We start from the raw sequence: 25665 nt of genomic DNA, 5'->3' as shown, positions 1-25665 counted from the left end.
AGCCTCCGTGCCCACACGCCTGGGGCGTGCCGGGCAGCACATGATCATCGACGGCTATGCGCCGGCGCAGATGATCGAAGACCTGCGCAAATACCAGGCCGAACTCGAAATCCAGAACAAGGCGCTGCGCTACTCGCAGCAAGAGGCCGAGGGTGCCTCCGAGCGCTTTGCTACGCTGTTCTCCAATGTGCCACTGGCCCTGATGGTGGTGGACGAAGAAGGTTTGGTCCTGGCCAGCAATGCCATGGCGCTGCGCCTGTTCCAGCCGCTGGAAAGCGATGCACCGCTGAACTTTCTGTTGCCCTTTGTGGGCCCCGAGCACACTGACGAAGTCGCCGTGGCCTTCTCCAGCGCCAAGCAGGACGGCACCAGCGAAGTCCACGAGGTTGCCTTCCTGGCCGGCTCGCGCGGGCAGTTCACAGGCGATCTGCACATTGCACGCATCGAGAACCCGCTCGACGAGCTGGCGCACTTCATCTGCGCCATCATCGACCAGGGGCCCCTGCTGGCCGAGCGGGCCGCACTGCAGGAGAGTGCCGATGTGCTGCGCCAGCGCAACGAAGACCTGCTGCTCAGCGAGAACCGCATGGCGGCCATCATCAACTCCTCGCTGGACGCCATCCTGTGCATCGACGAGAAGCAGTGCATCACCGTTTTCAACCCCGCTGCCACGGCCCTCTTTGAGTGCCCAGCCGACCAGGCCTTTGGCGCACGCCTGGGACGCTTTCTGCCCGATGTGGAGGAAGCGCTGGAGAATGGCGCTGTCCCGGCCCAGGCCATGCTGGGCGAGTTCACCGCCACCACCATGCTGGGCAAGCAGATTTATGTGGAGATCAGCGTCTCGCTGGAACGGCGCCTGCGCACCCGCGCGCCGTTGCAGTCGGCCGATGCCAACCCCACTGTCCGGCGGGGAAAGCACGGCGGACACGGTACGGTCACCACGATTTTTGCGCGCGACCTGACCGCCCGCAAACTGGCGGAAACCCAACGTGCAGCGCTGGAAACCCAGCTGCGCGAATCCCAGAAGATGCAGGCCATGGGCACGATGGCAGGCGGCATTGCACACGACTTCAACAACATCCTCAGTGCCATCCTGGGCAATGTGGAACTGGCCAAGCAGGACACGCCCACCGATGCATCCTCCCTGGTCAGCCTGCGCGAGATCGAAAAAGCGGGCCGGCGCGCGCGCGACCTGGTGCGCCAGATCCTGACCTTCAGCCGCAACGAACCGCCCAAACGCACCCCACTGCAGCTGGCCGAGGTGGTGCAGGAGACCGCGCGCCTGGTCAAGGTGGCTCTGCCACCGGCAGTGGACTTGCAGCTCTTGCTGCCAGAGGACCTGCCCTCGGTGCTGGCCGATGCGACCCAGGTGGAGCAAGCCCTGCTCAACCTCTGCACCAATGGCTTTCTGGCCATTGGCAACACCAAAGGCTCCGTCACCATCGAGCTCGGGCAAGCCGGGATCGCCCTGCCCTTCAGCGACCGCATCGGCGTGTCACCGGGCCACTATGTGACGGTGCGCGTGCGTGACACGGGCGGCGGCATGTCCGAAGCCACCATGCAGCGCATCTTTGAACCCTTCTTCACCACCCGCCAGGTGGGCCAGGGCACGGGCCTGGGTCTGTCGGTGGTGCACGGCATCATGCAGACCCACCAGGGCGCCATCGACGTGCAGAGCGAAGTGGGCAAGGGCAGCGTGTTCACGCTGTACTTCCCCGCCACGGAGCAGCCGCCCCAAGCGGCGGCCGAGCCCGAGCCCGTGCTGGACGTGAAGGGCCAGGGGCGCCACGTGATGTATGTGGACGATGACCAGGCACTGGTGTTCCTGGTGGCCCGTGTGCTCACGCGCAAGGGCTTTGCCGTGACCACCTTCACCGATCCGCACGAAGCCCAGGCCGCGCTGCAGGCCCAGCCCCAGCACTACGACCTGCTGGTCACGGACTACAACATGCCGGGCTTTAGCGGCGTGGACCTGCTGCGCGAAGCCAAGCAGATCCGGGCCGACCTGCCGGTGGCCCTGGCGTCGGGCTATGTGACGCCCGAAATCGAACAGCGTGCGCTGCGGGAAGGTGCCAGCGCCCTCATCTACAAACCCAATGACGTGAACGAGCTGTGCGAAACCGTGCAGCGCCTGCTGTCCCACCATGATTCTGTCCACTGAAGACTTTGCCGCCCTGCCGCTGGAGGTGGTGCATGTGGATGCTGCCGTCGTGGTGCTCAACAAACCCTCGGGCTTGCTGACCGTGCCGGGCCGTGGCCCGGACAAGCAGGACTGCCTGAGCAAGCGCGTGCAGGCACACTACCCTGACGCCCTCATCGTGCACCGACTGGACCGCGACACATCAGGCCTGGTGGCCTTTGCACGCGGCCTGCCCGCGCAACGCGCCCTCAACCTCGCTTTTGAGCAGCGCCGCGTGGACAAGCGCTACACGGCCGTGGTGACAGGCCAGCTCGCGCTGGATGCCATGGACGGCGACTGGCACGAGATTGACCTGCCCATGCTGGTGGACTGGCCCAACCGCCCCAAGCGCACCATCAACTTTGAAGAGGGCCAGAGCGCGCTGACGCGCTGGCGCTGCACGGCCGTGGATGCGCAAGCCAACACATCGCGGGTAGAGCTGGAACCCGTCACCGGGCGTACCCACCAGCTGCGTGTGCACATGCAGGCCATCGGCCACCCCATGGTGGGCGACACGCTGTATTCGCCACCCGAGGTACAGGCCCAGGCCGACCGCTTGCTGCTGCACTCGGGCCTGCTCAGCTTTCCGCACCCTGTCAGCGGGGCGGTGCAGGAATTCACGGTAGCGCCTGCCTTCTGAAGGCCTGGGCCTAAAATGGTCCCGTGACTACCCCACTCAACGCCGACCTCCATTGCCACTCTGTGGTGTCCGATGGCACCCTGACGCCCGAAGCCCTGGCTGAACGGGCCAAAGGCAACGGGGTGGAGCTGTGGGCACTGACCGACCATGACGAGATTGGCGGCCTGCAGCGCGCGCGTGATGCAGCCCATGCCCAAGGCATGCAGTACCTCACGGGCGTGGAAATCTCCATCACCTTTCTGAACCAGACCGTGCACATCGTGGGTCTGGGGTTTGACGCCGACAACACCACCCTGGGCGAGGGCCTGCGCCAGACGCGCGGCGGACGTGGCGCTCGCGCCATGGAAATGTCGGACGGACTGGCCAAGGTGGGCATCCACGGCGCCTACGAGGGCGCGCTCAAATTCGTTGGCAACCCCGAGCTGATTTCGCGCACCCACTTTGCTCGTTTTCTGGTGGAGAGCGGTGTCTGCCGTGACACCAGCGAGGTGTTCCGCAAGTACCTCACCGAAGGCAAGCCCGGCTTTGTGCCGCACCGCTGGGCCACACTAAAGGACGCGGTCACTTGGATCACCCAGGCCGGTGGCATGGCCATCATTGCCCATCCCGCGCGCTACAAATTCACGCCCAATGAAGAGTTCGCGCTGTTCACCGAGTTCAAGGGCTACGGTGGCCAGGGCGTGGAGGTGGTGACCGGCAGCCATTCGGTGCCCGAGTACCAGATCTACGCCGAAACCGCCAAGGAGTTCGGCCTAGCCGCCTCGCGTGGCAGCGACTTCCACAGCCCCGACGAGAGCCACACCGAGCTGGGCACCCTGCCCGCCCTGCCCGCCGGACTGACCCCCGTGTGGGAACTGCTGGGCTCCCGTATCCAATAAAAAAAGAGGACAAGCGCGCAAGCGTTTGCCGTGCCATGGCGCAGTATTTCGAAGTACACCCCGACAACCCCCAAACCCGCCTGCTGAAACAGGCCGTGGGCCTGCTGGAAAAAGGCGGCATCCTGGCCGTGCCCACCGACTCCAGCTACGCCCTGGTTTGCCACCTGGACGACAAGGCTGCGGCCGACAAGCTGCGCAGCATCCGCTGCGTGGATGACAAGCACCACCTCACCCTGCTGTGCCGCGACCTCAGCGAGCTGGCCAGCTACGCGCGTGTGGACAACGCGCAGTACCGCCTGCTCAAGACCGCCACGCCCGGTGCCTACACCTTCATCCTGGAAGCCAGCAAGGAAGTGCCGCGCCGCGTAAGCCACCCTTCGCGCAAGACCATTGGCCTGCGCGTACCCGAGCACAAAACGCTGCAGGAGCTGCTAGCCCTCCACGGATCTGCGCTTCTAGCTACGACTTTGATAGCAGATGGCGAGACCGAACCCATGAACGATGCGCTGGAGATCCGCGATCGCTATGAGCACCAGATCGCTGCCGTCATCGACGCGGGCGCCTGTCCCTCCGAGCCGACCACCGTGATTGACCTCACCGGCGAGTCCCCCGAACTGGTGCGCCAGGGCGGTGGCGATCTGGCCGCCATCGGCCTGTAAACCTCTCACAACAAGAACACCCCCCATGGACTTTGGAAACCTGATCCAGCAAGCCGCCATCCTCGCGCTGCCCTTGCTGTTTGCCATCACCCTCTCCGAGGCCGCACGTGGCCGCGTGGCCTATTGGCTGGGCGACAAGACGGGCTGGAGCATGGGCCGCCTGAGCTGGAACCCGGCCAACCATGTGTCGCCACTGGAAACCATCGTCATCCCCATGGTGATGTACTTTGCGACCAATGGCAGCTTCATCTTCGGCAATGCCAAGCAGATCCCCATCGACTACCGCAACCTGGGCAACTCCAAGCGCAATGCGGTCTGGCTGGAGCTGTCGCGCCCGCTGGCCCTGTTCATCATGGCCCTCATCTGGTACGTGGGCCTGCAGTTCTGCACTGCGGCGGGCGTGACCGAAGACTTTGTGCTGGGCGTGTGCAAGGCTGGCGTATTTGTCTGCCTGAGCCTGTTTGCCTTCCAGCTGCTGCCGGTGCCGCCGCTGGCGGGCGGACGCATCCTGCTCTTCACCCTGCCCTACAAACAAGCGGCAGCCTTTGCCAAAATAGAGAGCTGGAGTGTCTGGATCATCCTGCTGCTCGCCGTGGCTGGCGTGCTGGGGCCACTGTGGCTGCGGCCCATCATCCAGGTATCACTGATCCTGCTGAATGTGCTCACTGCCCCGCTCTCCTTTCTGTTGAACTGAACCGTCCATGGCTACCACCCCTTCTGTGACCCGCTTCCTCACCGGCATCACCACCTCCGGCACCCCCCATCTGGGCAACTACGTGGGCTCCATCCGCCCGGCCGTGCGTGCCAGCAAGGCCCCCGGTGTGGAAAGCTTCTACTTCCTGGCTGACTACCACGCGCTCATAAAGATTGACGAGCCCGCCCGCATCCAGCGCAGCACGCTGGAAATCGCTGCGAGCTGGCTGGCTGCGGGCCTAGACCCGGCCCACGTCACCTTCTACCGCCAGAGCGATGTGCCCGAAATCCCCGAGTTGACCTGGTTCCTCACCTGCGTGACCGGCAAGGGCGTGCTCAACCGTGCCCACGCCTACAAGGCCGCCGTGGACAAGAACACCGCCACGGGCGAGGACCCCGATGCCGATGTCAACGTGGGCCTGTTCATGTACCCCGTGCTCATGGGCGCGGACATCCTCATGTTCAACGCGCACAAGGTGCCCGTGGGGCGCGACCAGATCCAGCACATCGAGATGGCGCGCGATATGGCCGCCAGCTTCAACCACCGCTATGGCGAACACTTTGTGCCGCCGCAGGCCGAGATTGAAGAGTCCGTGGCCACGCTGCCCGGCCTGGACGGCCGCAAGATGAGCAAGAGCTACGACAACACGATTCCGTTGTTCAGCAGCCGCGAGCAACTCAAAAAGCTGATTTCCGGCATCAAGACCGACTCGCGTGCGCCCGGTGAGCCCAAGGACACCGAAGGCTCGGCCCTGTTCCAGATCTACCAGGCCTTCGCCTCCGAGGAAGAAACCGAGGCACTGCGCAAAGCCTACGCCGAAGGCATTGCCTGGGGCGATGCCAAGACCCTGCTGTTTGAGCGCATTGACCGCGAGATCGCGCCCATGCGCGCGGCCTATGAGGACTACATGGCCCACCCCGAGAAGGTGGAAGCCCTGCTGCTGGCCGGTGCGAAGAAGGCCCGAGCGATTGCCACGCCCTTCATGACCCAGCTGCGCAGCGCCGTGGGCCTGCGTACCCTGAGCGCCACCAGCACCGCACAAACCGCCAAGGCCGACAAGGTGGCACTGGCGTCCTTCAAGCAGTACCGTGAGAAAGATGGGCAGTTCTACTTCAAGCTGCAGGCCGCCGACGGCACGCTGCTGCTGCAAAGCAAGGCCTTTGCTTCGGGCCGCGATGCGGGCCAGGCCGTGGCACAGCTGCAGCGCGACGGTTCAGTCGGTATTGCAGCGCTGCAAAGCCAGTTGGAAGCATTGGACAGCGCAGCAGCCATTGTTGCAGGCGCTGCACTGGCCGCACTGGCCGAAGCTGCGGCGAAGAAATGACGCTATTGAATTCGTAGCTGCTTGCGCCCTATCCACGAGGGCTAGAGCCTGTTTTTATTTGAAAGCGGAGAGATTGCATGAGTGACTTCCCCAAGGACATCTACACCGAACCCCATCCCATGGATGTGGACACCCTGGCCAACCTGGGCCCGTTGCGTGCCATGGCCGGCATTTGGGAAGGCCAGCGCGGCCTGGATGTGAAGCCCAAAGCCGAAGGTCCCAAGAAACAGGCCTTCCACGAGCGCATCGAGCTGCAGCCGATTGACCCGCAAACCAACGGCCCCCAGTTGCTCTACGGCTTGCGCTACCACACGCATGTCACCAAGCCCGAGCAGGTCAAGACCTACCACGACCAGGTGGGCTACTGGCTGTGGGAGCCGGCCACTGGCACCATCATCCACACGCTGACCATTCCGCGCGGCCAGGTGGCCATGGCAGCGGGTCAGGCAGCGGCTGACGCGACTGAGTTTGAACTGGTGGCCACGCACGGGCTGGATACCTATGGCATCTGCTCCGCGCCCTTTCTGCAACACGCCTTCAAGACCACGGAGTTCCGTATCAAGGTGACCATCAACGCGGATGGCACCTGGAGCTACGACGAAGACACGGTGCTGCAGATCCTGGGCCGCGACGAGCCCTTCCACCACACCGACCGCAACACCCTGCACAAGGTGGCCGAGCCCACCCCCAACCCGCTGGCACGCGCCTAGGCCTGAGCAGCCCCTAAACCGGGTTCAGGGCACCATCACGCGAATTTGCAGCAGGCGGCGCACGCCGCCATTGCCTTCGCTGCTGTAGCTGCCCTGGCGCATGGGCGGTGGGCCACTGGCAGCAATCGTCACCCATTCGGCCAGCGGTGCCGTCACCGTGCTGCTGAACTGGTTGCGGCGCTGGCTGGGCAGGTCCGAGTTGCCACGGGTCACCATATCGGTCTGCAGCACCTCCAATTCCACAGCAGCGGCCTTGTTGCCACCGGGCCAGCGCGGCGTCACCGTCACGCTCCGCCCCACGTCAAACCACGGCAACGACTGTTTGACGCCGGCGCCGCTGTTGCTTGACGCGGCCTGGACCGCCGCCACCCACTGCATGGGCACCGCCAGCTGCATGCGCAGCTGCGCTTTCTGTCCGTTGCGGACCTGGATTTTCTGGGGTGCGAAGGTCTGCGTGCCGTCGGCCGGGCCGGCGCGGTAGCTGCTTCCCTCTTCCTGCCGATCTTCTATCTGCCGCAGCTCCACCGTCAGGTCGCGCTGTGGCAGCTTGGCCTGGGCTTGTGCATGGGCCAGCGGAATCCACAGGCCGCAAGCCAGCGCAAGAAGCGAGGAGATCAGGAAACGCATGCGGCCATTGTTCCACGCAGGCGCTGCGCAAGCCAGCCGGCGAACAGCCCAACAAGGCGGCAAAATCCACCCTGTTCCGGCCGCTTATTCGATCTTGAGGTTCTGCGTCTGCACCACATCGCGCCAGGCGCGGTAGTCAGACTCTATGAACTTGGCCTGCGCCATCGGAGTTCCGGGCGTGGCCTCCACGGCGTCGAGCTTGAAGCGGGCCTGCACATCGGGCAGGAGCACCACCTTGTTGATGGCCGCGTTGAGCTTCTCGATCACCGCCGCCGGCGTACCCGCAGGTGCGGCCAAGGCAAAGTAGTTCTGCACGTCGAAACCCTTGAAGCCAGCCTCGGCCATGCTGGGCACATCCGGCATGGCGCTGGAGCGCTTGGCACTGGTCACCGCCAGTGGCAGGATGCGGCCGTCCTTCACCAGCGGCAACAGCGCGGGAATCGTCCCCGTCACCAGCTGCACCTGACCAGAAATCATGTCCATGGCGGCAGGCGCCACGCCACGGTAGGGAATATGGGTGATATAGGTGCCGGTTTTGGACTTGAGCAGCTCCAGCACCAGGTGGTTCACGCCCCCCGCGCCGGCCGAGCCGTAGTTCAGCACGCCGGGGTGCTGCTTCGCGTAGGCCACCAGGGCCTGCATGGACTGGATGCCGGTCTGGTGGTTGGTCGCCCAGACCAGGGGGCCGCTGGCGATCATGCCCACCGGCGTGAAGCTCTTGAGCGGGTCATAGCCCGCGTTGGGCAGCGAGGCGGCCACCGTGGTGAAGGGGGAGGCCACCAGCAGCAGCGTGTAGCCATCTGCGGGCTGTTGCGCCACATACTGCGTGCCAATGGCGCCAGAGGCGCCCGTGCGGTTTTCCACCACCACGCTGCCACCCAGCACCTCGCCCAGCTTCTGCGCCATCAGACGGCCCATGGCGTCAGTGCCGGCGCCGGGGGCGAAGGGGACAACGATCTTGATGGGGCGGTCCGGAAACACGCCGTTGCCGCCCTGGGCCCAGCCAGATGGGCTGGTCAAGCCTGTTGCCGCTACAGCAGCAGCCACCAGAGCCTGGCGGCGGGAAATTGTGCGGACCATCACCATGAAACACCCCAAGAAGAATCGAGCAAACGCACACTGTGCGACAAACACATTGCAGCACCGTGACAAGTCAGTCACCAGAACAAGAAAAAAGCCTGCATTCTTGAAGAATGCAGGCTTGTGTTGAATTGCGTTGAAGCTTGACCCGAGCTTTCCACCCAATTTTGATCCACACGATTTATATGCACAAAGTGCTCACGTTGTGGATAAGTTCTTGATCTTCTCCTTTTTGGGTTCAGTGTGTAGATCTGCTTCAGATTGCGCCGCTGTTTCCGAGATTTTGTTGCCTCCAATTCCAGCCAGCTAGTTAGCTTTTCGGCATAGGAATCCAGCTTCTTTGGGCTGACCCGCCTGGGGTAGCTAGGCTCAATTTCCTCTGAGCTGAGGTACTTCTTTACGGTGTTGCGAGCCAGGCCTGTACGCCTGGAAATCTCGCGGATGGACATTTGTTCCCGTAGTGCCCAACGCCTGATGACATTCAATGTCGCCACGTCTATCACTCCTAAATTCCCCCTGCTTTAAAAACTAGCAGGGTAGGGCCAACGTGGATCAAATTTGGGCGGAAATAACTGCTCGAAGTGGATCAGTTTTCAACGGAAATCAACAGCAGGAGAACGAGGCCATTGTGAAAAGCCTGTTGGTTCGCTCATTGCCTGGTCAGAAAACGTCCTTTGACGCTGCCGCCATAGCCATGGAGTCCTGCAGGATTGTTTCCAGGCCAGACTTTTATCCCGATCGGCTGGTGACGCCGGCCTATGTGGAGAGCTACATGCCAGTGATGGCGTATCAGCTCGCGCAAGCCGGGTATCGACTGGCGCAGGTGCTCAATACACTGAAGTGATCGCGTGCCCTGCCCTATTCAGCCCCCTATGCAAACACGCCATCAAGCACTGTTCGCCTCGCGATCGTGTTACGGAATGGGGATCAGCTTGGAGGCTTCTACCTCGTGGATGAGTCCTTGAAGGCGCTGCTTGAGGGTCTGTCCAAAGTTCCATTTTCGATGGTACGGTGCTCGAATAATCTGCCCCGCATATGCATCGTTGGTCAGGATCAACTCTAGTGCAGTCTCTGTCCGCTGATAGCGACGACCTGAGCGCCACAATACGACGTCGCACTCCGAATTGGTGTCAACCGGGGGCTGTACTGGGCTCGTTGCGGCGCCAAATGCAGGTCGTGTGAGATTGCTGCTGCCGACAATGGCAAAGAAAGGCTTTCCGTTGCGAGACAGCACGCAGATCTTGGAATGCCATCCATATCCAGACTTTCGCCATCCCTGCACATTCACGCCCGCCGCGAGCAGCTCATCCCGGAATGCCGTTAAACGTGGCATCCAAACGCCAGAATAGACGCCGACTAGGTTGACTTCAATGTCGTGGTTCAACAGCGCATCAATGAACCCAGGCTCTTGAGTTGCCCGGTACTCACCCACGGCCCCTTCTTGAAAGAAGCCGGAGCACAAAAGTAGCTGATTGCCCTGACCGCTGTTAAGAGCGGCAATCATGCAGTCGCGGAACAGTGAGGTTGCGGCGCTCTTTCTCAAGATGAGGGCTATAGGCATGAGCGACCTCTAGGTTTACCAGCACTCAAACCGCAGCTGTTGCAGCCATCTTCTGCAAGCTCTCCCCATCTGGATACCCGCTCACGTGGTACCGCACTGGCAGTACATCTGGAACCTGGGTCATCAGGGATCCCACATGCTGAAGTGCCAGATCCCAAGGAATCATGTTCGAAGAGGCTTCGCTGGCAGCGTCCACAAAAACGATGTACTCGGTGCGAGGCAGCCACGCATCCACATCCTTGCCCCAGGTGCAAACGGACAGAACACCGTCGGACTTCTTGTAGGCCATGAAGTTGGCAACAAAGATGTCCTGCCCAGCGCCTTGGTGAGAGTCATCCAGAATGTGCTTCTGCTGGTCATAGACCGACTTGCGCATGCGCACGGTCATTTCTTGCTGGACAGCGATGCACATTGGATCGGTGAGTGTGAATGGCTCCCAACGGTCGTTTTCCAACACGAGGACCTCAGGCGAAGTCCAGCGTGAGTTTTCTTCCAGGATACCCAGAGCCAACTGCATGATGGCGCGCTGTCCATCTACGTTGTTTTCACTGGCAACCATGAGCACGCCACGACACGGGGTGATGGCAATCGGGCGGCCCGAGATATCAAGTCGGTGGATCAGGTCCGTCAACAGCAGGCGTGAGCAATCGTAGTTGTCATTCCACTGGCTTGCATAGGCTTGGCTTCCCAGGCTCAACCATTTTTCCGGAGAGATGCTGCGCAAGTTGTGGATCGCTTCCGCATACGCTTGCTCATAGTTCAGTTCGAGCTTGGCCAGTTCCTTCTGCCCAAGGTAGCGCATTGAGGTTGGTGTATCCAGCACTAGCAGGACGCTGTGGTCCTCCCCCAGCGGAGTACCTGGCAGGGTGCCTGGTGCATCGAGCTTCAACTTTTTGATCTGCATGTCGCTGATCCACGCATGCGAGAGGTCACGTATCACCGGCAGCAAAGTCTTTTTGCTGGGCGGGTTCTCGGCAAAGCTTTGTATTTCGCTCGTACGGTTGGAAACCATGGTTCGTAACGCCTGATCGCGTTTCAACCGGGGACTCCGCATGTACTCCGCGTAAAAGTTCGCGAGAAAGATCCAACCCGCACCATCTTCTTCGCCGACCCGCAAGCAAAACTGGGCCTCGTCAAACTGCACTGAACATGGTGATTGGACTTGAAGCTCCTTGATGTACTTCTTTGCAAAATCCTGCTGGGAAAGATTCCCCGTCAACAACTCCATCAAACCCAAGATCGCTCTCCCCGCACACTGATAAATTGGTCCACGTGCCGGTCCAGCAGTGGTGAATCGGATTTTCCGGGACTACGCTGAACACGACCATCCCCCGTTCGAGTGAATTACTCTCATTGCAAAGCGAGATTCGACCGTTTTCTGACACCAGGACGATGCTGGTGGGTAGTACTTGGCGAACACCAAGCGGAATACTCTCTACGCCACCCATCTGTAACATTCTGTATATTGGGGCCGGGAGGAAGAGATGGGAAGAAAGAAAAAAGGCTCCAAATCCGATCTGGCACTGATCGGAATCGCTGCCGTGGCAGCATTTTTGATGTCAATACCCAAGGAGGTCTGGTATTTCCTTGGAGTTGTCGGCGTATTCGTGCTCATCGGCAAGTGCGCCGCGTATTTCTCCAAAGCGAGACAGGGGGCTGACACAGCCATTGCCACGCACCGAGCAGATGCTGAGGTGGCACCACCATCCGGGTCTAGCGGACTTTTTGACACTACCGCATCGCAGTCTCGGAATACGTCACGGGACGAAGAACCTCCATTCCTAGTGAGAGACCCAGAGCAGGCGTCTTCTGGCAGGCGTATACCAACCGCCCCTCCCGGCTTCGGACCAGGACGATGGATTCCACAAACTGAGTCTGTTGAAGTAGCCGGCTTCAAGATTTCTGGCGGTCTGATTTATGTCGGGACCACGTTGGCCACTGGGCGCGGTGGCAACGACCCGTGCCTCATCGACCCATCCCAAAAGGTCGTGTCGGATGGACGCTACACCACACCCCTTTCAGGTTACTGGCCAAGCTACGCCGGCATCAACCCCAGCGATCGCCACGCTTATCTCAACTGGCTCGCAGAGGGCAGGAAATCACCCAGCGCAGATATTGGCTACGTTTTCTTGTACTTCTACGGCCTTGAACGGCGAGCAGTCGTTGATGGAGCAAAGGATACAGCTACACGCACAGACTGGCCGGTCATTGCGACAGAACTCCGAAGGCTGCTATCAATATATGGCGAGAGCTCACACTCATTCCGCCGCTATGCCTCAGATCTACTCAACTGGGTGGAACTCGCCAGTTACTCAGGCAAGCTCTATCACAGTCCAATACCAGAACTTCCCAAAACCTGGGAAGTTCCCCTATACCTCAAGGTAGCCATTGGCCAAGCAATGGTTGACAAAACCCCACTTCCGGCACAGCTGGCTTTTGCATGGATTCAGCATGATCCGAACACTTTCTTTCGGACGCCTGCTACACGATGCCCGGAGGAGTTCCAGCAGCTCTTTGTACAGCGATACACCAACACCTTCGACACTGGACTCGTCATTCCGGTAAACAAAACGAAGCTTAAATTTGTCTACAAGCCAGCCTCATCGGCCCTCCATGGCAGAGGGGACATCACACTCACGTTTGATAACCTGCCTGACGCCACTGCGCTTACCAAACCAATAGCCGAACTGAAGAAAATCGCGGACTTGGCCTGCGAAGACCTGGACTCCTATAGCCGCTACCTCGGGCGGAATCCTGGACTAAATGCATCCTTGGATGCCCTGCTGTTGCTGCCTCACTCCGTCTGGCCTGCGCAGGTCCAGAAAAAACTACACGCCTTGAAGGACAAATTCGAAGACGGAATCGTCACCTTGCCCTTCACCGAATTGCTAGGTGCTTTCGAAGCATCGACCGCTGTCGCAAAAGACAAGCTGGTGGGACTGGCCAAGGTTCTGGAGGGTATAGGAATTGGGATGGAACCGGATGTCATCGGAGGAGCAAAGCCCCCCAAAGCAGACGGCAATATCGTCCTGTTCGCTACGCATAGTGGCTCCCCCTTGCAACGGACATCCATCGCCTACCAAACGGCCCTATTCACTCTACAAACTGCCTCGGCTATCGCTGCAGCGGATGGGGACTTTTCCGCGGCCGAATTAGCTCACTTGAGGGCCCAGATTGAGGCCTGGGCACACTTGAGTACACCCCACCGCGAGAGACTTTTCGCTCATTTGAGACTCTTGAAGGACACCCCGGTCACCTTGCTCTCGCTCAAGCAGAAGCTGGCGCCCCTGCCACCCGCATCGAAAAAAGCGATTGCGTCTTTCATGGCAACAGTCGCCCAAGCAGATGGCGATGTCAGCCCAGCCGAGATCAAGACCTTGGAGAAGGTCTATAAGGCCCTAGACCTCGATCCGAAGCGCCTTTTTAGCGACCTCCATGCCGTGGCCTCTGCCGGCAATGAGGCCAACAAGGTAGCAGCACCTTCAGGTGAGACAGGCTTCAAGCTTGACGCTGCGCGGATTGCTGCCTTGCAAAAGGACACCGAACGCGTTTCGGCGCTTCTATCCGGCATTTTTGTCGATGAAACACCCCCAGTTCCACCCACGATCGAACCACCGTCGACGGACGAAGCAGAGGAACAGACGCAACAGGGCTTCCTGGGACTGGACATCGCCCACAGCGCACTCGCACGACTGCTTCTGACACGAAGTGAGTGGAGTCGCGCGGACTTGAACGATGCCGCAGCAGACCTTGACTTGATGCTTGACGGAGCGCTGGAGCAAATCAACGAGGCGGCCTTTGACGCCTATGACCTCCCGCTGACCGAGGGCGATGACCCTATCGAAGTAAACACTGCCGTATTGGAGAAACTGGAAGCATGACAACCCCTATCCGCCCTAAAGACCGTGACGCGGTAATTCAGTCCCTGCGTGCCGGCGTGGTTCCACGTACAGGACAGCATTTCATCCAGGTGGGACGAACCCGAGAAATTGAAACGCTGGTCAGCGACATTGAACGCATTGCAGATGGAGGTTCGGCTTTTCGGACGGTCATCGGGGAGTACGGGGCTGGCAAGACCTTCTTCCTGAACTTGGTTCGCGCGGTCGCCATGGAGAAGAAGCTGGTTGTTGCCAGTGCAGACTTGAACCCTGATCGACGGCTGCATGCCAGTGGTGGTCAAGCGCGTTCACTCTATGCAGAACTGATGCGCAACATTTCCACCCGCACGAAACCAGAGGGTGGCGCACTGGCCGGCATCGTAGAGAAGTTCATCGCGACGGCAAAAACGGAAGCCAAAGCAGCCGGGCTGTCGACCGAAGTGGTTCTTCGTCAGAAGCTCGAACAACTGACTGAACTGGTAAACGGTTATGACTTCGCGGATGTCATCGCGGCCTATTGCCGCGGTGTAGAAGAAGACAACGAGCAGCTGAAATCGGATGCCGTGCGCTGGCTTCGAGGTGAATTCACCACCAAGACGGATGCCAGGCAAGCCTTGGGCGTTCGAACCATCGTCGATGACGCCTCCGTGTATGACCAGCTCAAACTGATGGCCCGATTCGTCAGGTTAGCTGGATTTGCGGGACTGCTGGTCAGCTTGGACGAACTGGTGAATCTCTACAAGCTGGCAAATACACAGGCACGCAACGCAAACTACGAGCAGATATTGCGGATCCTGAACGACTCCCTCCAGGGTACCGCTGTGGGCTTGGGATTCATTCTGGGTGGGACGCCCGAGTTCTTGTTGGACACCCGCCGAGGGCTCTACAGCTACCCGGCCTTGCAGAGTCGCCTTTCACAGAACACGTTCGCCACAGAAGGTTTGGTGGACTTCAGTGGCCCCGTCGTACGACTATCCAGTCTGACCCCTGAAGACTTTTATGTGCTTCTACAAAAGGTGCGTCACGTCTTTGCCAGTGGTGATGCCACCAAGCATCTACTCCCTGACAACGGCATCTTCAGTTTCATGGAACACTGCTCCAAGCGGATTGGAGACACCTACTTCCGTACGCCAAGAACCACCATCACGTCTTTTGTGAACCTCTTGGCGGTCCTGGAGCAAAACCCAGGCGCACAGTGGGAGACCCTGCTGGGAGGACTTGAGATCACAGCAGACAACAGAGCAGCAGAAGACCTCAAGGTCGAAGTCTCCGGGGACGATGAGTTGAGTTCTTTCAAGCTCTGAGCGCAGTTGCCCCCAATTTGACATGGCAGACGAGAGCGCCTCCTTCTTCCTGCTTCATGAGCAGATTCAGCGGTTTATCTGGGCAGAAGGATGGGAGGAGCTTAGAGATGCCCAGGAAGCGGCGATTCCCCATGTCATCCATGCAGACCGTGATGTCATCGTTGCAGCGGCGACCGCTGCAGGCAAGACCGAAGCCGCTTTCTTTCCCGCACTCACCCACTTGCTCCAAGCAAACGCAGATGGGCTGATTGTCTACATCAGCCCTCTCAAAGCGCTCATCAACGACCAGTTCGGTCGACTGGACCGCCTATGCGAATCGCTTGAGATACCGGTCTGGCCCTGGCACGGAGATATCGCAGCGTCCCGGAAGACCCGTTTTTTCTCCAAACCCCAAGGCGTACTGCTGATTACCCCGGAGTCCCTGGAGGCCATGATGTGCAACCGGGGCTCCTCCATTGGCGCCATTTTCCGCCGAACCACCTTCTTCATCGTCGATGAACTTCATGCGTTCATCGGCTCTGAACGTGGAAAACAGCTGCAGTCACTGATGCACCGTATCGACAATGCCCTGAGCCGACGAGTACCTCGAATCGGCCTCTCTGCCACCCTCGGCGACATGGGCCTCGCGGCCGACTTCCTCCGACCTGGCTACGCCTCCGAAGTCACCCTGGTGGTATCGCAGTCTTCGGAGGTAGAACTACGTGTATTGGTGAAAGGGTATGAAGAGCCTCTGGTTGTGCAACAAGATGGCGCCGAAGATCCGCCCGATCCCATCACGCCTGGGCAAGTCGGACTGCACATGTTCAACACCCTGCGTGGATCGAACAACCTGATCTTTCCCAACTCGCGGCGCGAGGTGGAACGCTACACCTTCCTACTCAACGGTTTGTGCGAAAAGAGCCAAGTCCCTAAGGAATTCTGGCCACACCACGGCAGCCTTTCCAGAGAAATCCGGACAGAAACCGAGGCCGCGTTAAAGCAAAAAGAAGTCCCCGCATCTGCGATCTGTACCAACACTCTGGAACTGGGAATTGACATTGGATCCGTCAAAAGCGTTGCCCAAATCGGAGCCGCCCCGTCCATCGCAAGCTTGCGGCAACGTCTGGGCCGCTCTGGTAGGCGCAAAGGTGAGCCCGCAATTCTGCGTGGGTACTGCATTGAGGATGCGATTGGAGTCGACGCCCCATTCAGCACCGAGTTGAGGCTGGGCACCATCCAAATGGCGGCGCAAATTACCTTGCTATTGGAAAAGTGGTTTGAGCCACCCCGGTCCCAGGGCGCCCATCTGTCTACCCTGGTTCAACAGATTCTGTCGTCCGTCGCGCAGACGGGGGGCGCCAATGCCTCGCAGCTGTATGCCCTGCTATGTGGAAACGGGAACCCTTTCCCTCATCTCTCCAAAGGAGAGTTTCTGGAGCTATTGAGACACCTTGGGCGTATAGAGTTCTTGCAGCAAGACTCTTCAGGTCTACTGCTCCACGGTAGGGTGGGTGAAAAAAATGTCAATCACTACACCTTCTATGCCGCATTTGCGGCCGAGGAGGAGTTTCGCATCGTCACAGGGGCCCACACGCTGGGGTCCTTGCCGGTGACGCAGATGCTCACTGTAGGCCAGCGGATTCTTTTTGCCGGAAAGACCTGGCGCGTTGAAGAGGTTGATGAAGAACAAAAGACCATTTACGTCACCCGCACTTCCGGTGGTGTGCCTCCTTCTTTCTCTGGCGGTGGCGGTCGGACACACACACGTGTGCGACAGCGCATGCGAGAAATCCTAGAGGGAACCATCCATCCGACCTTTCTGGATAGCCCTGCACAGACGTTCCTTGCAGAAGCTCGCAGCGGCTACCAACGACGAGACTTGGCGAATCGCGTATTTCTTGACCAAGGCGCAGAGGTGTTACTCCTGACCTGGCTCGGTGATTCCGCCAATGAGGCTATCTCCTGTCTACTCATACGACACGGCTTTACCGCCACGCCTTCAGGCCCTGGAGTGGAAATCCTCAAGGGAAAGCATCCCAAGCAAACGATCGTTGACGCGCTGCGAGAGGCGGCAACTGGCGAGCCCCCAGCTATCGACATTCTCCTGGAGGACGTTCAGAACCTTCAGCGAGAAAAATGGGATTGGGCATTGCCACCAAGCCTTTTGCGTAAAGCCTATGCCAGCCAGAATCTTGACTTGGACGAAGCGCTCGCCTGGGTCCGACAGGCCCTGCCTGTTGCTTGATTTTTTCAAAGCTTTTCATGAAAAACCAACTCAGACAAAGACTGTTCCACATACTGCACAAGCCCTCTAGGCAGAACCCGTGGGCTAGGTATGTGAATTATCTCCTGGCAGCGCTTATAGTTTCCAACGCCTTGTTGGTGGCGATTGAAACCGTCCCATCCATCAAGGCTGCGTTCCACACAGCCTTCATCGCGTTCGAGGCGCTTTCGACCACCCTGTTTGCCTTGGAATATCTGGCACGGATTTGGGTGTGCGTAGAACAGAAACGGTACGCACAGCCCGTAGTCGGCCGCCTTAGATATGCGCTGAGCCCTCTTCCCATTCTGGACTTAATTGTTGTGTTGACCTTCTGGGCGCCAGTCGATCTCCGCTTCCTGCGGGTAGCGCGTATGGTCCGCCTGCTCAAGGTGTTGAACATGGCGCACTTCGAAGAGTCACTTAGACGGATCGGAGCCGCGCTGAGCCGGCGGAAAGAGTTGCTGGTGGTGGCTGTCGTCATGATGGTGCTGTCGATCTATGCCTCAGCAGCCATCCTCTATCAAATCGAACATGCTGCCCAGCCCCAAGTGTTCACCAGCATTCCGGCTACCTTGTGGTGGGCGATGACCACGCTGACGACCATCGGGTACGGCGATATGGTGCCCATGACACCGTTTGGAAAGCTGTGCGCAGGCCTAGTGTCGGTATTTGGGATTGGAGTCTTTGCACTTCCTACCGCCATCGTGACCGCTGCCATTGTTGAAGCGGGAGCAAGTGATGACACACCCGTCATGTGTCCCCAATGCGGAAAGAAGTTGACCGGAGAGCACGCAGAGACGTCACATGGATAGACAGTCTGTGAACCAGGAAAGCGTTTCTCCTGGCTTGAACCCATAGCACTCCTCAAACAGTTCCTATTCAGTTGCAAAATATGCCCATTGCAAGGGAGAGATTTTGAGTACACCCGTCTTTTTTGAGGCAGAAAGACACCGCTTCTTTCGTCCGCTGAATAGCTCCAGACGGGAGTTGATTTCCGCATGCCTGCGAGCGCTTTACGAGCGACTTCACGGTCCCTCTGCAGACTACGCACACAACTTGAACCGAGAGTCCCTTCGAGAACTCATCACACCAGTCGTGCGGGAGTACCAGAACGACCTGGATGTGGAAGTCGGGCAGGACGAGTTCAGCGCCCTAGACACCTCGGACCCCCAGTCCCTGACTGCCGCCATCATCCGCGCCCTACTCCGTGATGGCTGGCTGGAACAGTTCCCTGACAGGCATGGCCTAGTAACAGCCTTTCGCTTCTCTCGTCCGGGGAAGCTCTTCTCGGAAGCGTTCTGGTCACTTTACCGTCCCAGTCGCAGCAGGCAGCGCAATATGCGCGGTTGCCGCAATGCACTGGAGGCGGCCTTGTCGGATCGTGGCGACGCCCATGACATCGTCGACGCCTACGAATATGCCGAGAAAGTCATTGAAGACCTTACGGATGGCATCGACTATCTCCAGGAACGCATCCGCCAACTCATGCAGGAAGCCACAGTCCACTCCCAATGGGAAGGCTTCGTGGAGTTCCTGGACCGATTTCAGAGGGACTACTCCAAGCAACTCACAGCGGACAGCGCCACGCTCAATCGCCAATCAATCCGAGCCAAGATTGATAGCCTGCGACAGGAGGCGGACGGACCAAGATTTCAGCGGATGGAGGATCAGCTCAAAGACATCGCCCAATGGGCAGTCAAAGAACACTCCGGTCCTTCAGTACTGGAATGGCTTCTCGATCGCATCGATGAGATTGTGAATGCAGCCTGTGAGACCAAACAGCCGACATTCGTGCGCGCGATGGACACCTATATCCGCCGTGTCACCGGACTTGTGCAGCAATCCATGATGCTGCGCACGGGTCAAAACCGCCATGCCTATTTGAGCGTGATTGCTAAACTTGCCGAGCGCGATCGAGCCAGCCAAGACAGACTTCTGCTGTCGATCGGGGAACAGATCACCACTGTCGAACTTCGCCTGTTGGATCCGGCCAGCTTCAAACTCCGGTCCGCGACCCAACGCCGCAAAGCATCCACCATTTCTGTGAAACCTCGAGCCAGTCGTGCGGCTCGCCTTGAGGCATTTTTGAATCGCGCTGAATCGGAGGCCTTCGCAGTCTCCAATGAAGACTTGGCTGACAAGCTGCGAAAAGACCTGGCACTGTTCAAACACCCCATCCGCCTTTCCGCACTCCCCCCCGACAGCGCACGTGACTTAATCAGCAATATGCAGGCCGTCGAAGCCATTCGCAGTGCGAGAGCGGGTGACCTGGTCGCACACCGCCTCCCTCACCGCGTGGAAAACGAGTTCTACAGTGGGTTCGATTACGAATTTGATTTCAAGAAGAAGACATGAGCATCACTAGGGAACTGCGAGAAAAACTCGCTGAGGCCAACCTCTCCATGGACAGATTCCGTGAAGTCGCTGTGCGGCTGCTGACCTACGGCACTCTGGTCCGGGACGAAGACCGGACGGAGCAGCTTTTGTATGACGATGCCCGGCGGGTTGAGGCACTCTTGGCGGAGTATTTTGAGATTGCAGGGCTCTCACTCCACCACGATCTGAACGCGCAGTTTTTTCGCCTCTATGGGCCAGGCGCCGTCGTGGACGGTTTGCCTGAGGATTCTTTGCAGCCCGTTCCATCCATGAAAGTCCGTGTTTCCAGCGATTTTGTGGCCTGCGCCATTGCGCTGCGGTTTCTGTACCAGGAGAAGCTGAACCAGGGCCTCATCGACACCGTGGCAGAAGCCTTGATCAGTTTCGAGGATTTGGCAGCCACGCTTCAAACCCAGCTCAAACGGCCACTCCCTGACGGTGATGGGGATCGCATGGCACTACTTGCCGAACTCAAGCGCCATCGCCTATTGCGCTTCCAGTCGACCTTCTCGATCAAGGATGAAGACGCCTATCTGGCGATTCGCCCGACCATCTTGGGCATTGTCAGCAATGAAGCGCTCGCAGCGGCCTTGGATGCCGATGGAGCCCTGGAAGAAGTACCCCAAGCTGTGGAGACACAAGAATGAAGCTTGATCGACTGATTCTGGTGAACTGGGGCCAACTGCGCTCCGGAAACTTCGAGATGGGGGACATGACATTGCTGACCGGTGAAACCGGGTCAGGCAAATCCACCATGCTGGATGCTTTGCAAACCGTCATGACGGCGGCCTACAAAGGAGTCATGAACTACAACCCTGGGCAGGATGAAGTCGCCCAAGGTCAGCGGCGCGGCAAGACCAAGCGCACGCTGGAGTCCTACATCGTGGGTGCGGAGTACAACAACTTCTCTCGCAGCGATGGTGCACAGGGTTTCATGGCTGCGGTTTTCCGTCCAGACAAAGGAGAGGAAGGGCTCAAGCCGTTTACCGCGCTAGTCGCTGCCTCTGCCCGCGTCGAAGGGACCGGTGATACGCGACAACCCAAGTTGGAGAGCCTGTCTCTGGTCATTGTCGACGAGGCCGCCCTCACCTTTGAAGACTTCATGCGCGATGTCGAAACCGGCGAATGCATGCCTGCAGACCGCATCGCAAGGCACTTGCAAACCAGGTACAGCAAGGTCAACGACTTTCACGACAAAAAGACAGACTATTTGTGTGCACTCTACGGACGCTTCCGCGGTAAATCGGGGGTGACCAAGGATGAAGCGATCCACGCTGCCAAGGCTTGGGTGCAGTCCATCGCCTATCGCCCTATCGGCTCAGTCCATGAGCTGGTACGCGATGAAATTCTGGACTTTGATGAGAAACAGCTCCAACAGGACATCGAACGCATCAGCGGCCTGATGCGCCAGGTCAGCAACCTTCGGCAAAAAAGTCAGCGCCTAAAAGCAAGCGTCAAGAAGCTGACAGAACTGCAGACCAGCATCCAAGAGGCCAACCATGCCCACGAAGCGCATCTCTTACAAGGCCTGCTGGTCGCAAAACTGCAACTAGGAACAGATGATGAAGCAATCGAAGGCAAACGACGTGTGATCCTGCACGCGAAGCAAGACCAACGCGATGAGCAAGAAAAGATTCTTGGCTGGCGAGCAAAAGGATCAGGCCTGGACACCAAGCGCATCCACCTTACCGCCAGGCTCCAAGGCATTGCCGTACACAACCAGAAAATTGATCTCGAGACCAAGCTGTCCAATGCCACACGACAAGCCAGAGAATGCCTTGGATCCTTGGATTCGGCACTGTTGGCCGCCGGCTTGATGGACCAGAAGACCAGAGAGCTCGTTGCACGGCCTGTCCCGGATACGTTCCGTGAGTTGAAGGATGCGGTGGCCCGCGTTGAAAAAGCCCACAGGAAAATAGATTTCACCCGATTGGCAATGTGCGCCGATTTGGTGGAAGCCGCGTCCAGAGAAGCTGATCTCAATGTAGACCAACTGCAAGACCTGGTCGAAACCTTTCGTGGCATCAACGACACGATTGGCGTGTTGCATGAAGCGCTGCTTGGTCAAGACCAAGGGGTACTGATTGCGGCCGTTTCGGAGGCTGCTCACCTCACATTGAGCCTTAGCAGCGCGGAAATCAAGGCCAAGGAATTGGATACCCAGCGTGCACGGCTAGCCTCTGGCAAAGTCGTATATCCGACTCCGGTAGATCGTGCCTTGCTTGCCCTGAACCAAGAGTTCCCGGAAGCCAATACCCAGGTTCTCTGCGAACTGGTCGAGCCCAGATCACTGAAATGGCAGAACGCCATTGAAAGCTATCTAGGCGGTGCACGATTCAACTTGATCGTGGCCCCTGCATGGGAACGTCGCTGCGTGGACTACCTCAAAGCACAAAAACTCAATGCCAAGGTGGTTCAAGGCACGCTGTGCTTGCGACGCGCCGAGCGCAAGACTTTGCCCGACGACTCCATTGTTCATGAACTTCAATCCGCCAACCCCATTGCCTGGGCGTACTTGGTGGATCAGTTTGGCAGTGTGATCAAGGCGGCAGACACGGAAGCCTTGCGTGAGATCGAGCGTGGCGTGACCTTGGACGGCATTGCCTCAGGCAGCCGCACGATGTTCACACCGGACCGTGTAAGCAATGTCTTTGGATCGCGAGCAAGGGAGGCTGCACTGGAGAAGGTCCTCAAGGACTTGGAGGCCGCAACCATAGAAGTGAGCAAACTTCAGACCGCCAAAACCACAATCGAAGCGATCCGTTCCTCGCTTCACGGCTTAAGGACACCCCGCTTCGATGCGGCCCCTTTGCGAGATGCAGCCATGGGCATCCAAACTAACCGGGAGGCCCTGGCAAGTCTGGATATCAGGGAGGTGAAATCGCTGGAGGAGGAACTCGCCCAAGTTGTCCGCAACATCAAGGCAAATAACGAACTCATCAACAACGCCAGCCGTCGGGAAGTCCAGTACGAAAACGCGATCCACACGGCAGAAACTGCAATTCAAACCATCCTGGCGCAAAAGCAAGTGCATTTGCAGGACTTGGAAGCCCAGATTCAAAAGATCAAGCATTTGATCGACACCAATCCTGCATTGGTCTATCAGAGGCTCATGGACACCATCCAACAACAGCTGGAAGACACCAGTCTGACCATCGGTGCTGCCAAAAGCCAATTGGAGATCTTGGCGCCCAGGCCAGACGATCGCCTGTTTGATGTTCGCGAAGCGTTGACTGCCTATAACAGCCATGTTGAGGCCGACGATCGCTTGGCCGTCCTCCTTCAACAGCGACACGACAGTCTGTCTTTCGAGGCCAACTACCAGGCGCTGGTAGCCCTGGAAAAGTCGGTTTCCAAAACCCTTGAGAACCTCCGAGGAGTCGGCCTGTACAACAGCAGCAAGGAGCTTGATGAAGCGGAAAAATCCTTCCACGACGTGTTCACCAAGCAGTTCTGCGTAGAGATCAAGAGTCGTGTCGACGAAGGTGTTCGCACCTTGCGGCAAATGAATCACGAGCTCAAAAACCTCAAGTTCGGTGCCGACAGCTTCATGATCGAATACACCAAATTTGAACCCGAGTACGCGGACTATCTCAGCTTCTTTGAGGCGGTCACCCGGCTTGCGGACTCCGTAGAGCCAGTCGATCTCTTTGGAGAGAGTGAGCTCAGTGAAAAACACGCCTTCATACGCGATCGCCTAGTCAAACTCCTGCTGGACGAGGACCAGGAAAAGGCCACCAAAGAACTGCTTCGAATCGCGGACTATCGCAACTACCGTCGCTACGACATCATCAACGAAACCACCAGTGGCAGTCGCGTTCGGCTATCCGAATGGGGAACTGGATCCGGTGGCCAGCTTGAAACTCCCGCCTATATCGTGCGAGCAGCAGTCGTTACGAACCGGCTGAAGCTGTTCGAAAAAGGCGGCAGCCTGAAGCTCTTGGTCAACGACGAGTCCTTCGCCAAAATGGATGAGCCTCGGGCGCGGGCCGTTCTCAGCTTCTTGCGTGACAAACTGGATCTGCAAATCATCAGTGCCATGCCCACCATGAAAGCCGGTGCCCTCAAGGATGAGTTCAACCGCGAATACAGTTTCACCCGTCTCAAGGGTGTCACCAACGGCGAGCTCGACTTTGTCTCTGAATGCGACGAGCGCATTTTCAAGGCGGACAAGATGCGTGAACTCTGGGAGCGCCAACGGAAGGTTGCACGAGAAAAAGCCAAACAACTCTTCGATGCCTCGTACCCCGAAGAGATCGCCGAGGATCAAACAGAGCCCCCCATACCAGCATGACGCTACCAGTTTTTCCCTGGCTCCAAACTCCGGCCATTCAGCAGCTACTTAACAAACTGGTGGACAAACTGGACTCTGCGGAGACCAGAGGGAGTGCTAGTGTACAGGCACTTGCGCTAAGCAATCTCACCTGGCCGGCACTCTACCAAGCACCTTTTGAATCGGACAAGGAAGTCTTGTGGGAGCAGGTACTCGAACTCGAAAAAGCGAGTTGGCTCCATATATCCCCTGTCCTTGCACTCAAAAGCAACCAAGGCTATGGCCAGCGACCGAAGGTCAAAGCCGTCAATACTGCAGCCATCCGTCAAGCCGTTCATCGTTCCGAAAGAACGAAGACTGCTTCCGAGCGATGGAGGAATGCCATACGGGAGCATCTCCATGCTTCGGATGCCGCCAAGGATGCAGCAGCTTGGTACTGCATTGACCTGGTCGACAGAGACATGGTCGATGTGGTCAAGCGATTGAACCAATTGAAAGATCTAGTGCGAGAACCTCTGATGCTTCGAGAGGTTTCGGCACGACTGTTCTGGGGGATGTCCAAAGTCTTGGACCATCGGGCCGGTTTGGTTTGTGCCGTTCTGGAAACAGAAGAGTGCCCATTTCCTGAAACACCGGTACCGCTTCAGGTTTTCCTACCCAAGGGCGGATTCAATGGGACTCTTTTCATAGAGAACTTGTTGAGCTTCGAACGTGCAATTCGATCGCAAAGTTCCGCGTACTACAAACTGGCACTCGTGTTTGCATCCGGTTTCAAGAGCAGTGCGGCAAGGCTGCGCAAGCCAGACTGCGTATCCCTGTACTTCTCCAGTCTTGGAGAAACCGATAGAGACAGCGTGGATTACTTCGAAAGCTGGTTGTTTGGCAAAAATACAGCGGTAGATGTCTGTTTCTGGGGTGACTTAGACTGGTCTGGCATGCAAATTCTGGCCACTATGAAGCAAAACTTCATGGACATAAGTGCTTGGAAGACAGGATATCAACCCATGCTGGAAGCTCTGCTTGCTGGCAACGGGCATTCCGCAGTGGAGAGCAGCAAGGAGAAACAACTTCCCTTGCAGGGTATTGGAATTCCTTACGTTGATGAGTACCTCATCCCCGCAATGCAAAAGAGTCAGCGATTCATAGATCAAGAGCTATTTCATCTTTGAGTACAGCACCATGACAATCCTTGTTTCATCCCTCCGAGAACCAGTGCATTGAGTAAACCTTCTCGACTTTA

At 58.3% G+C, this 25665-nt stretch carries 20 protein-coding genes and 1 pseudogene; 16 read left to right on the top strand and 5 right to left on the bottom strand.

Annotation, left to right across the window (positions count from 1 at the left end):
- Nucleotides 1-40 precede the first annotated feature (40 nt).
- The 7 genes from AC1RNN_RS01295 to AC1RNN_RS01265 all read left to right on the top strand — a co-directional run bounded on the left by AC1RNN_RS01295 (nucleotide 41) and on the right by AC1RNN_RS01265 (nucleotide 7084).
- Nucleotides 41-2161, top strand: coding sequence for a hybrid sensor histidine kinase/response regulator (locus tag AC1RNN_RS01295; RefSeq protein WP_493087087.1), 2121 nt, complete (start codon nucleotides 41-43; stop codon nucleotides 2159-2161).
- The gene (locus AC1RNN_RS01290; RefSeq protein WP_493086657.1) at nucleotides 2145-2819 is read left to right on the top strand and encodes an RluA family pseudouridine synthase; all 675 of its coding nucleotides are present in this window, start codon (nucleotides 2145-2147) and stop codon (nucleotides 2817-2819) included. Before AC1RNN_RS01295 ends, AC1RNN_RS01290 begins: the two co-directional genes overlap by 17 nt.
- Before the next feature lie 23 nt (nucleotides 2820-2842).
- Nucleotides 2843-3697, top strand: coding sequence for a 3',5'-nucleoside bisphosphate phosphatase (locus AC1RNN_RS01285; RefSeq protein ID WP_493086659.1), 855 nt, complete (start codon nucleotides 2843-2845; stop codon nucleotides 3695-3697).
- A gap of 35 nt (nucleotides 3698-3732) precedes the next feature.
- Nucleotides 3733-4356 carry an L-threonylcarbamoyladenylate synthase gene (locus AC1RNN_RS01280; RefSeq protein WP_493086661.1) on the top strand — a complete coding sequence of 208 codons (624 nt, stop codon included), beginning with the start codon at nucleotides 3733-3735 and terminating at the stop codon, nucleotides 4354-4356.
- A 25-nt stretch (nucleotides 4357-4381) separates the two neighbouring features.
- Nucleotides 4382-5050 carry a site-2 protease family protein gene (locus AC1RNN_RS01275; RefSeq protein WP_493086662.1) on the top strand — a complete coding sequence of 223 codons (669 nt, stop codon included), beginning with the start codon at nucleotides 4382-4384 and terminating at the stop codon, nucleotides 5048-5050.
- A 7-nt stretch (nucleotides 5051-5057) separates the two neighbouring features.
- Nucleotides 5058-6374: a tryptophan--tRNA ligase gene (locus tag AC1RNN_RS01270; RefSeq protein WP_493086663.1), complete on the top strand. Its 1317-nt coding sequence runs from the start codon at nucleotides 5058-5060 to the stop codon at nucleotides 6372-6374.
- Between the two features lie 77 nt (nucleotides 6375-6451).
- A complete protein-coding gene (locus tag AC1RNN_RS01265; protein ID WP_493086664.1) occupies nucleotides 6452-7084 on the top strand; it encodes an FABP family protein in 633 nt (210 codons plus the stop codon).
- 24 nt (nucleotides 7085-7108) lie between these two features.
- Here the strand turns inward: AC1RNN_RS01265 and AC1RNN_RS01260 are convergent, their stop codons facing one another.
- The 3 genes and pseudogenes from AC1RNN_RS01260 to AC1RNN_RS01250 all read right to left on the bottom strand — a co-directional run.
- A complete protein-coding gene (locus AC1RNN_RS01260; protein WP_493086665.1) occupies nucleotides 7109-7711 on the bottom strand; it encodes a hypothetical protein in 603 nt (200 codons plus the stop codon).
- 84 nt (nucleotides 7712-7795) lie between these two features.
- Nucleotides 7796-8731 carry a tripartite tricarboxylate transporter substrate binding protein gene (locus AC1RNN_RS01255; RefSeq protein WP_493086667.1) on the bottom strand — a complete coding sequence of 312 codons (936 nt, stop codon included), beginning with the start codon at nucleotides 8729-8731 and terminating at the stop codon, nucleotides 7796-7798.
- Nucleotides 8732-9036: 305 nt separating this feature from the next.
- Nucleotides 9037-9294: pseudogene (locus AC1RNN_RS01250) on the bottom strand (IS21 family transposase); the annotation flags it as partial.
- 44 nt (nucleotides 9295-9338) lie between these two features.
- Here AC1RNN_RS01250 and AC1RNN_RS01245 point away from each other — a divergent pair.
- Nucleotides 9339-9635: a hypothetical protein gene (locus AC1RNN_RS01245; protein WP_493086668.1), complete on the top strand. Its 297-nt coding sequence runs from the start codon at nucleotides 9339-9341 to the stop codon at nucleotides 9633-9635.
- 69 nt (nucleotides 9636-9704) lie between these two features.
- Here AC1RNN_RS01245 and AC1RNN_RS01240 read toward each other — a convergent pair whose 3' ends face one another.
- On the bottom strand, nucleotides 9705-10352 hold the full coding sequence (locus AC1RNN_RS01240) for a phospholipase D family protein (RefSeq protein ID WP_493086669.1): 648 nt from the start codon (nucleotides 10350-10352) through the stop codon (nucleotides 9705-9707).
- Nucleotides 10353-10377: 25 nt separating this feature from the next.
- A complete protein-coding gene (locus AC1RNN_RS01235) occupies nucleotides 10378-11580 on the bottom strand; it encodes a DUF1444 family protein (protein ID WP_493086671.1) in 1203 nt (400 codons plus the stop codon).
- Between the two features lie 256 nt (nucleotides 11581-11836).
- On the opposite strand from AC1RNN_RS01235, the gene AC1RNN_RS01230 reads away from it, so the two are divergent.
- The 8 genes from AC1RNN_RS01230 to AC1RNN_RS01195 all read left to right on the top strand — a co-directional run bounded on the left by AC1RNN_RS01230 (nucleotide 11837) and on the right by AC1RNN_RS01195 (nucleotide 25594).
- Nucleotides 11837-14233 carry a tellurite resistance TerB family protein gene (locus AC1RNN_RS01230; protein ID WP_493086672.1) on the top strand — a complete coding sequence of 799 codons (2397 nt, stop codon included), beginning with the start codon at nucleotides 11837-11839 and terminating at the stop codon, nucleotides 14231-14233.
- Nucleotides 14230-15534 carry an ATP-binding protein gene (locus AC1RNN_RS01225; RefSeq protein WP_493086673.1) on the top strand — a complete coding sequence of 435 codons (1305 nt, stop codon included), beginning with the start codon at nucleotides 14230-14232 and terminating at the stop codon, nucleotides 15532-15534. Before AC1RNN_RS01230 ends, AC1RNN_RS01225 begins: the two co-directional genes overlap by 4 nt.
- A 22-nt stretch (nucleotides 15535-15556) precedes the next feature.
- A complete protein-coding gene (locus tag AC1RNN_RS01220) occupies nucleotides 15557-17758 on the top strand; it encodes a DEAD/DEAH box helicase (protein WP_493086675.1) in 2202 nt (733 codons plus the stop codon).
- A 17-nt stretch (nucleotides 17759-17775) separates the two neighbouring features.
- Complete coding sequence (locus AC1RNN_RS01215; protein WP_493086677.1) at nucleotides 17776-18588, top strand: ion transporter; 813 nt, start codon at nucleotides 17776-17778, stop codon at nucleotides 18586-18588.
- A gap of 244 nt (nucleotides 18589-18832) precedes the next feature.
- A complete protein-coding gene (locus tag AC1RNN_RS01210) occupies nucleotides 18833-20131 on the top strand; it encodes a Wadjet anti-phage system protein JetA family protein (protein WP_493086679.1) in 1299 nt (432 codons plus the stop codon).
- Nucleotides 20128-20799, top strand: coding sequence for a DUF4194 domain-containing protein (locus AC1RNN_RS01205; protein ID WP_493086681.1), 672 nt, complete (start codon nucleotides 20128-20130; stop codon nucleotides 20797-20799). Before AC1RNN_RS01210 ends, AC1RNN_RS01205 begins: the two co-directional genes overlap by 4 nt.
- Nucleotides 20796-24446 (top strand): SbcC/MukB-like Walker B domain-containing protein, encoded by a 3651-nt coding sequence (locus tag AC1RNN_RS01200; protein ID WP_493086683.1) that lies wholly within the window; start codon nucleotides 20796-20798, stop codon nucleotides 24444-24446. The genes AC1RNN_RS01205 and AC1RNN_RS01200 overlap by 4 nt, the downstream gene beginning before the upstream one ends.
- Complete coding sequence (locus AC1RNN_RS01195; protein ID WP_493086685.1) at nucleotides 24443-25594, top strand: hypothetical protein; 1152 nt, start codon at nucleotides 24443-24445, stop codon at nucleotides 25592-25594. The genes AC1RNN_RS01200 and AC1RNN_RS01195 overlap by 4 nt, the downstream gene beginning before the upstream one ends.
- Nucleotides 25595-25665 lie beyond the last annotated feature (71 nt).

The organism is Rhodoferax sp. GW822-FHT02D07, assembly GCF_058802405.1.
This window is presented reverse-complemented; position numbering and strand designations above follow the sequence as displayed.